At 44.5% G+C, this 8,787-nt stretch carries 7 protein-coding genes; 1 reads left to right on the top strand and 6 read right to left on the bottom strand.

Annotation, left to right across the window (positions count from 1 at the left end):
• Nucleotides 1–4: 4 nt before the first annotated feature.
• Nucleotides 5–1,063, bottom strand: a complete 1,059-nt coding sequence (locus B4K20_RS11875) for a pilus assembly protein PilM (RefSeq protein ID WP_286303495.1) — start codon at nt 1,061–1,063, stop codon at nt 5–7.
• Nucleotides 1,064–1,255: 192 nt separating this feature from the next.
• On the opposite strand from B4K20_RS11875, the gene B4K20_RS11870 reads away from it, so the two are divergent.
• The gene (locus B4K20_RS11870) at nt 1,256–3,631 is read left to right on the top strand and encodes a penicillin-binding protein 1A (protein WP_286303494.1); all 2,376 of its coding nucleotides are present in this window, start codon (nt 1,256–1,258) and stop codon (nt 3,629–3,631) included.
• 1 nt (nt 3,632) lies between these two features.
• Here the strand turns inward: B4K20_RS11870 and B4K20_RS11865 are convergent, their stop codons facing one another.
• From B4K20_RS11865 to lnt, 5 genes are all read right to left on the bottom strand, one after another.
• On the bottom strand, nt 3,633–5,123 hold the full coding sequence (locus B4K20_RS11865) for a M48 family metalloprotease (RefSeq protein WP_289283031.1): 1,491 nt from the start codon (nt 5,121–5,123) through the stop codon (nt 3,633–3,635).
• 29 nt (nt 5,124–5,152) lie between these two features.
• Nucleotides 5,153–5,353: a 50S ribosomal protein L31 gene (gene rpmE, locus B4K20_RS11860; protein WP_007143969.1), complete on the bottom strand. Its 201-nt coding sequence runs from the start codon at nt 5,351–5,353 to the stop codon at nt 5,153–5,155.
• 123 nt (nt 5,354–5,476) lie between these two features.
• The gene (locus B4K20_RS11855) at nt 5,477–5,998 is read right to left on the bottom strand and encodes a class I SAM-dependent methyltransferase (protein ID WP_289283030.1); all 522 of its coding nucleotides are present in this window, start codon (nt 5,996–5,998) and stop codon (nt 5,477–5,479) included.
• Between the two features lie 59 nt (nt 5,999–6,057).
• Nucleotides 6,058–7,509 (bottom strand): TrkH family potassium uptake protein, encoded by a 1,452-nt coding sequence (locus B4K20_RS11850; protein ID WP_289283029.1) that lies wholly within the window; start codon nt 7,507–7,509, stop codon nt 6,058–6,060.
• Between the two features lie 5 nt (nt 7,510–7,514).
• Nucleotides 7,515–8,787, bottom strand: a 1,273-nt coding sequence (gene lnt, locus B4K20_RS11845) for an apolipoprotein N-acyltransferase (protein ID WP_289283028.1), incomplete at its 5' end; no start/stop codon positions are given.

Genomic DNA, 8,787 nt, shown 5'->3' with positions numbered 1-8,787 from the left:
GCCATCAGTCAAAACTCCTCATTGCCAAGCCGCAAGCAATCATCATCGAGGGAGCATCATTACTCAATGCCTGAATCTTCACTCGTGAACCAAGAATCATTTCAGCAAAGGGATTAGCAATAGAGGTTGAAGTACCCGTTTCTTCTTCAATCATCGTATCGATACCATTGATAGATGCGCAGCCTCCAGCCAAGATAATATGATCAATAGACTGGTACTGTGTCGACGCGGAAAAGAAAAACTGTAATGCTCTCGTGACGGTCATGGCCATCGAACGTTTAAATGGCTCAAGCACTTTTGGGCCATAGTCGTCGGGTAAACTGCCATCCTTTTTAGCACGTCCGGCCTCCTGGTATGACATACCATAATGGCGCTCAATATCCTCGGTTAACATCCTGCCACCAAAAGTTTGTTCCCGAGTAAATACAATCTTGCCATCGACTAAAACATGTAAGGTCGTTAAGGTGGCCCCCACATCCGCTACAGCAACAGTTAATCCCTGTCCATGATGTGGTAATTGACGCGCGATTAACTCGAAAGCATTTTCCATGGTGTACGCTTCAACATCGACCAGCCTTGGCTTTAAGCCCGCTTTTTCTACGACTTCGGTACGTACGTCTACATTTTCACGTCGGGAAGCAGCCAGCAACACATCCACAGCCTCAACATCAGCAGCTGAAGGACCTAATATCTCAAAGTCCAAACGTACTTCATCCAGCGGATAAGGAATATAATTTTCTGCTTCCATTAATACGTTTTCTTCTAACTCACGTTCTGATAATGAAGCAGGGAAAGAAACGATTTTGCTAATGGCAGAATTCGCAGACACGGCAACAGCGGCTTCTTTGGCTTTGGTACCGGAACGTTTGACTGCTCGTCTAATCGCTCCAGCGACCTCATCTCTATTTTCAATGCGGCTTTCCACCACGGCATTAACAGGCAATGGCTCAACGGAATATGACTCGACAGTGTACTTCTCACCTTTTTTGCTCAGTTCTAATACCTTTACTACCGAAGAACTGATATCTATTCCTAGCAAAGGGGATTTTTTTCGTCCGAACATTTATCGCCTCAATTCCCGTTGATTCAATTGCATAAGCCCACTTAGCACTCTTACTTAAAGTAGTTTATTAAGATTATTGGGGTTGTCAACCTAAATATATCAATAAAACTAGTGATTTGAACTCTCTCACTGTTATTATTTGTGACTCAATATATACTTTCACATCATTTCTTACATAACAGCCAAGTCTACATGCATCGATTTATTCGTTTCACTACAAAGCTTATTTTAATTCTAGCGTTGTTGACACTTATCGCCGTCGGCGTTGTCTATTTCTTTTTGGCGCCGAAACTGCCAGACACCAATACCCTCAAGGAAACACAGTTACAAATCCCGCTACGGATTTTCAGTTCTGAAGGCCTGTTAATGGCCGAATTTGGTGAAAAAAGACGTATCCCTGTTGAGTACAATGAAATCCCGAAATCGCTTGCTGATGCTTTTCTAGCGGCGGAAGATGATCGCTTCTACCAACATCCTGGTGTTGATTATCAAGGTATTATCCGCGCGGCTTATTCTTTGTTAGTGACAGGGGAAAAATCGCAAGGTGGTAGTACGATTACTATGCAGGTTGCGCGCAATTTTTTCTTATCTAATGAAAAAACGTATTTAAGAAAATTAAATGAAATTATTCTCGCCCTTGAAATTGAGAAAGTTTTATCCAAAGAAGACATTTTATCGCTCTATCTGAATAAGATATATTTAGGCAACCGCGCCTACGGTGTTGGCGCAGCGGCTAATGTCTATTACGGCAAACCACTAGATAAATTATCTTTATCAGAAATGGCCATGATCGCCGGTTTACCCAAAGCACCTTCAGCATACAACCCTATTGCAAACCCAGAACGAGCCACTATCAGACGCAATTATGTTTTACGCCGTATGTGGGAAGTGGGTTTTATCAAAAAAGAAGATTACGATCAGGCTATACAAGCACCCGTTACGGCAAGCTATCACGGTCCGGAAATCAAAGTATATGCCCCTTACGTTTCAGAAATGGTACGTACAGACCTAATCGCCAAGTTTGGTGAAGAAGCCTATACCAATGGCTTTAATGTCTACACAACAATTCGTGCCAAGCATCAACAAGCTGCTAATAAAGCCATACAGACTGCACTGTTAGACTACGATCGTCGACATGGTTATCGCGGTCCAGTCACCAATATAGCTTTACCAGAGGACCTATCAGATCGAGCAGCTCTCGATAAAATTCTGAAAGACTACGACAATATTGGTCCACTAAAAACAGCCCTTGTGATTGAAACCACTGACGAAAAAGCTGAGTTATACATCAGGAACTGGGGTTACGCACATTTACCACTCAATGCGGTGAAATGGGCTCAGAAAAAACTGAGTACCAATAGCCGAGGCGCTGTGCCAAAGAAAATCACCGATGCGATTAAGGCCGGTGACATTATTCGAGTTGAACAATTAACCAGTTCGAACTGGGAGCTGGCTGAGTTACCCGAGGCACAGGGCGCACTGGTAGCAATTGCACCGTATGATGGCGCTGTCACCGCTTTGAATGGTGGTTTTGACTTCTTCAATAATAAGTTTAACCGGGTGACTCAATCTCGTCGTCAACCTGGCTCTGGATTTAAGCCGTTTATATATTCTGCCGCACTGGAAAAAGGCTACACCGCCGCTACCATCGTCAATGATGCGCCAGTCGTATTTGATGATCCTGGCTTAGAGAATGTCTGGCGCCCACAAAACTACAGCGGCAAATTCTTTGGTCCCACGCGCTTAAGAGAAGCCTTAATTCATTCTCGCAACCTGGTTTCTATCCGCTTGCTGCGTGATATCGGCGCAGACTATGCTGTTGAGTATGCAGAGCGGTTTGGATTTAAACCGGGCATGATGCACAAAAATCTATCTTTAGCATTAGGTAGTGGCAGTGCAGCACCTTGGGATATGGCTCGTGCCTATTCATCACTGGCTAATGGCGGCTATAGAGTCGAACCTTACATTATTCAACGCGTTGAAGATGCTTCAGGAAAGATTGTGATGCAGGCCACGCCAGATACCGTGTGTGAAACCTGTTTATTGGATGCCTCTAATGATGATAATGATGAGTTCCATGCCGCGCAACGCATCATGACACCACAGAATAATTACATCATGAACAGTCTATTGCGTGATGTCGTTAAACACGGCACGGGGCGTAAAGCGATGAGTCTTGGACGGAATGATCTCGCAGGAAAGACAGGAACAACTAATGATCAGGTAGATGCCTGGTTTAATGGTTTCCATCCGGAACTGGTCGCTGTAGCCTGGGTAGGATTTGATAACCCACGCTCCTTGGGGCGTTATGAAACGGGTGGACGTGCTGCCCTGCCTATGTGGATAGACTTTATGAAGGTCGCTCTGGAAGGTATGCCAGAATCTCCTCTGGAACCACCAGTGGGTATGGTGACAGTGAGAATTGATCCTGCCACGGGTTTGCTCGCCAGACCAGAAGCAACGGATGCAATATACGAAACCTTCAGAGAAGAGTATGTACCGAAGCGGATGGCACCGCTATCAGGACAAGGTGATAGCGGCTCGTCACCGGTAATTGAACTATTCTGATTTACCGAACTTGTTTTACTAACTGCCCGGGCTGTAATTCGCCGTCCGGGTAATCACCATTGAGTAAACGCAATTGCTCGATTGGGCTATTACTGATTCTGCTCTGTTTTGCCCACGCAGCATAGTTATCACTTTTACCCACCTTCACAATTTGAATTTTTAATTCCTGGGCTAGTTTCACTTCATCATCTCTTAAACGATGTAAGCTTTTAATCGTTGTCAGAAAAGCCGGATCATAGCTGCTAAACATATTGCTACTTTCAGTACCGCCAAAGAAAATAAAGGCTTTGTCATTCAGGTATACCACCCCAACCCTGATCGTTTTATTCTGACTTAAAGCAATACCGGTATAACCTGATAATCCATGACTTTCAAAAGCCTGGCCAGATCGGATCGTCGTGATTTTTAACCGCTGCTTGATAAATTGCTCAGGTGATAACTGACGATTCAAATCTGCCGCTCCCATCTCTATCACCGCTTCGCCATCAGGAGCAATCGCTTGCAAACTGTCAGGGTTATTGTTGATATGCCACTTCTCAGGAAAATCAACGGCAAAGTTCATAGATAGATGGTAAAAATGATTCTCAGATCGTATGCCTTGGTCCTCACTATCGCCAAATGTCATGCCAGCAATATGTTCCAAGTAGGCCGCTTTCTCAATCCGGCCATCAGCTAGTTTATTTTTACCAGCAGCAGCCACCACTTCCTGTAAACGCGTATCGTTATCTGGATGACTGGCAAACAGGCCATGATAGCCTTGATAGTCACGTCCTTGCTTCTTGGCTTCAGCAGCAGCAAATATTTCCTGGTTTTTTAACACAGAAATCACATCAATCATCGCGCTCGGATCATAGCCAGCTCTAGCCAGATATTCAGCACCCAAGCGATCTGACTCAAGCTCATGCTCGCGACCATACCCACTCAATAATGCACCGCCCAGCATGTTGAATATATTTTGAGAACCAGCGTTGCGCAGCTCAGGTATCAATAATGACCCAAGTGTGTAACCAATATTGGCAGCCTGCGCCGCACTCTGTTGTCTGACACCATGTCTGGCTGTGACATGACCAATTTCATGGCCAAGTACTGCCGCAAGTTCTGCTTCAGAGTTCAGGTATGCCATCAGCCCACGAGTGATATAGATATACCCCCCCGGCAAAGCAAACGCATTAATAACAGGAGAGTCTAATACCGTAAATCGGTAGACCAGATCTGTACGGTGACTGACAGCAGCCAGCTTTTCTCCAACTCCCTGCACATAACGTTGCAGTTGTTCGTCATCGTAGCGACCATATTCTGCAATGATTTTGGGATGGTTTTCTCTGCCCATTTGCAGTTCAGAATCTTCGCCAAACATGACGAAGTTTTGATCCCCGGTTACCGGGTTTGTTGCACAACCACCAAGCCCCAGAAACAACAAAGCCCCTGCGATTAAGCAGAGGCTTCGTATTCTGTCGTGACTTGTACTAGCTTTTACTAATACGTCAATCATAATTCAAACCATTCTGTGGTTCCGACAGATTATTTACCGTATTTCTGACGGAATTTATCAACACGACCCGCCGTGTCTAACATTTTTTGTTTGCCAGTGTAGAACGGGTGGCATTCTGAACACACATCCAGAGTCAAGTCTGAAGTGCGTGTAGAGCGAGTTTTAAAGGTGTTACCGCAGCTACAGGTAACATTGATCTCGGTGTAATCTGGATGGATATCCGCTTTCATATCTGTACTCGTTAATGTGTGTTTGCAAAAATCTTGCTGTAACCATAAGGTTACGAGCTTTAGAACCGCGTTATTTTATAGATCAACCCGACTTCAGGCAAGTTTATTTATAATAAATTATGTTTATACTTTCTCAGCCACCAGCATGGCTTGATTTCGCCAACCTAAATCACATTGTCCAATCAAGGCTTCCTCACGGTAAACTCTTACTTTAAGCGCGTTAAATAGTCTAAGCAACTCATTATCTGCCAATAAAAAAGCGGGATTGCTAGGTCCGCTATCATTGACCTTATCAAGGCAGAAAGTCTGGTAAAACAATATGCCTCCAGGTTTGAGCGCCGATATGATCTTTGCCGTCAGGTCCCTGTCCAAAAAATGAGACACCACAATGACATCATAAAGATTGGCTTCAGGCGGATTAGCGATAACATCACGCTGTTGGGTGTGAATGTCAGCATTTCTTTTTAAGGCCATTTTATCTAGTTGATAAATAGCAACGGCTGAGATATCCCAACTGTGAACCTTCAAGCCTTTTTCACTCAGAAAAAGACTATTCGCCCCAAGGCCACAAGCCAGATCCAGTGCTAGCCCGGTTATCGGCAATAAATGTTGATTTTGCTCTAATACCAGTGAAACAGTTGACACTGCATGTTCAGCATCTTGCTTTGAATATATGGCATCCCATTTTTTCTGCACATCCAAAGCTAACGACGCCAAAATGCAGGGGTTAATACGACAAGTAATGTAAATATTTCCAGACGTCCCAATAACATAGCCATAGCCAGAACCCATTTAGATGGAGCATTGATATCACCAAAGTTGGCACCAACTTCACCCAGACCAGGTCCCAGATTATTTAGACAGGCAGTTACTGCCGAGAATGACGTGACCACATCGAGTCCGGTCGACATTAAAAACAAATGCATGATACTGAAACAGAACACATACATAGCAAAAAAGCCCCATACCGCGCCAACCACTTTCGCAGGTAGGGCTTTACCATTCACCTTAATGGCAAAGACCGCATTAGGGTGAATCAGACGTAATACTTCACGGTAGCCCTGCTTAAACAGCAACATAATACGGATGACTTTGATGCCGCCACCCGTAGAAAAAGCACAGCCACCGATATAACTTGCCATCAATAACAGGATAGGTAAGAAACCAGGCCATAGGTAATAATCTGTAGTGGTATAACCAGCAGTCGTGCCAATAGATACTGTCTGGAAAACACCTTGATGGACCGCAGTCCACAAATTATCAAAGGTACCACTGAAATACAGATAACTGGATGTCACGACCGAGATAACACCGAGAATGGCCAAATAAGTTCGTAACTCTGAGTCTTTCCAATAATGTTTGATACTACGATGGCGCCAAGCCAGAAAATGTAGCGAGAAGTTCATACCAGAGATCAACATAAAAACGACGGTAATCATTTCAATCGTGGAGCTATCAAAGAAACCAATACTGGCATCATGTGTGGAGAAACCACCTATCGCCACTGTTGAGAAACTATGACAAATGGCGTCAAACCAAGTCATGCCACCTAAACGGAAAGCAATGGCGCAAGCAATGGTTAATGATAAGTAGATATACCAGAGCGCCTTGGCTGTTTCGGTGATGCGAGGTGTCAGTTTCGCATCTTTCATCGGCCCCGGAGTCTCAGCACGATAGAGCTGCATACCACCCACACCCAATAAGGGCAAAATAGCGACAGCCAAGACGACAATCCCCATGCCGCCTAGCCATTGTAAAAACTGACGATAAAATAATACGGCTTTGGGCAGTGTATCGAGTCCTGTTAGCACTGTTGCCCCAGTTGTAGTTAAGCCAGACATCGACTCAAATACAGCATCGGTAAACGACATTTTTGGGACTTCAGTCAAAAAGAAAGGCAGTGACCCAGATAAGCCTAATGCAATCCAGAACATCACCACCACGATAAAACCGTCACGTATTTTTAGCTCTTTACGATGGTGTCTAACAGGTAACCAGAACAATAATCCAATGATTAACAGCAAAACAAACGCCGTTAAAAACGCACTACTGGCTCCATCCTGGTAATACCAGGACACCAAAACTGGAGGCAGCATAGTAATACTGAAAAGTGACAGTAAAATTCCTAGAATGCGCTGAATCGTCAGTAACTGCATAATATTTAGCTCAAACTCGCTTGACGACGATAATAAAACCAAACGGCCAGGATAAGCACTATCAGAATAAATATTGGCCAACGCTTCGCAGTGACATACGGCGTTGCGCCCTGCCTTGGTTGAATGTTTGTCGTCAGCGTTGCCTGCTCAAACTGAGGCGTTTGTGACTGAATACGGCCTTTATAATCAACAAATGCTGAAATACCATTTGTCGTGGCTCGGACCAACGGTCTCTCAGTCTCCAGGGCACGACTTCGTGAAATTTGTAAATGCTGATGAGGCGCAAATGAATCCCCATACCAGGCATTATTAGTCGCATTCACCAGAATAGAAGCTTCCGGCAAGGCATCCAAAACTTCAAGTGAAAACACATCTTCATAACAAATAGAGATGCCAACTTGCTGCCCAGAGGCTTTTAACAGACTTTGTTGCTCTGGTCCTGGTACAAAGCCAGACATCGGCAAATCAAAGAAAGCAATCAAGCCTCTCAACCAGGCAAAAGGCACATAATCTCCAAACGGCACCAAATGACGCTTATGGTAGAAACCAGCATCCTCACCAGCCACCATCATACTGTTGTAATAGTCTTGCCCGTTTTCATCTTCAAAAGGCAAGCCTAATAAAATATCCGTATTGTGTTGTTTCGCTTCCTTAATGAGCGGGTCGATAAAAAAATCTTTCAGCTGATGATAAAAAGCAGGAACGGCATTTTCAGGCCAGACCACCAGTTGGCTGTCCCAATGTTGCTCGGTTAACTTCTGATAGAGTGCAAGCGTACTGACAAGCTGTTCGGGGCTCCACTTTACATCCTGTGGCACATTACCCTGCACGATCGTAGTGTTAATAGCTTCGCCTGAAGGCTGAGTCCAATCAACAGATTGTAGCCCTTGTCCTCCCACCCAGATGACGATAACAGGCACAATGAATAATGGCTTTTTATGTTTAAACACAATAAACAAACTGCTTGCCGTCAGAGCCACCAGGAAAGACACAGCATTCACCCCCACGACCGGCACCCAACCTGCTAATGGCCCTTCTATCTGGCTCACGCCAAGCTCTAACCAGGGAAAACCACTCAAAAACCATGCTTTAAATAATTCAAAGCCAAACCATATGGTGGGTAACAGCAGTGCGATATCAAAGAGAGTGAATGTATGAGAAGTGCATTTTTTGACTAGCCAGCCAAATAACGCCAGATAAGAAGCTAGGATAGCGACAAACAGAAAAGTCAGCATGCCTGCTAAAATCCAGCTGGTATGGCCAAAAACATGAATGGCG

Source organism: Methylophaga sp. UBA5088, from assembly GCF_002414625.1.
Classification (GTDB): Bacteria; Pseudomonadota; Gammaproteobacteria; order Nitrosococcales; family Methylophagaceae; genus Methylophaga; species Methylophaga marina.
This window is presented reverse-complemented; position numbering and strand designations above follow the sequence as displayed.

Excerpts from the sequence above, each read along its gene's own strand:
- B4K20_RS11850 (WP_289283029.1), bottom strand. The coding sequence starts at position 7,509 with ATGCAGTTACTGACGATTCAGCGCATTCTAGGAATTTTACTGTCACTT.
- rpmE (WP_007143969.1), bottom strand. The coding sequence starts at position 5,353 with ATGAAAGCGGATATCCATCCAGATTACACCGAGATCAATGTTACCTGT.
- B4K20_RS11875 (WP_286303495.1), bottom strand. The coding sequence starts at position 1,063 with ATGTTCGGACGAAAAAAATCCCCTTTGCTAGGAATAGATATCAGTTCT.
- B4K20_RS11870 (WP_286303494.1), top strand. The coding sequence starts at position 1,256 with ATGCATCGATTTATTCGTTTCACTACAAAGCTTATTTTAATTCTAGCG.
- B4K20_RS11865 (WP_289283031.1), bottom strand. The coding sequence starts at position 5,123 with ATGATTGACGTATTAGTAAAAGCTAGTACAAGTCACGACAGAATACGA.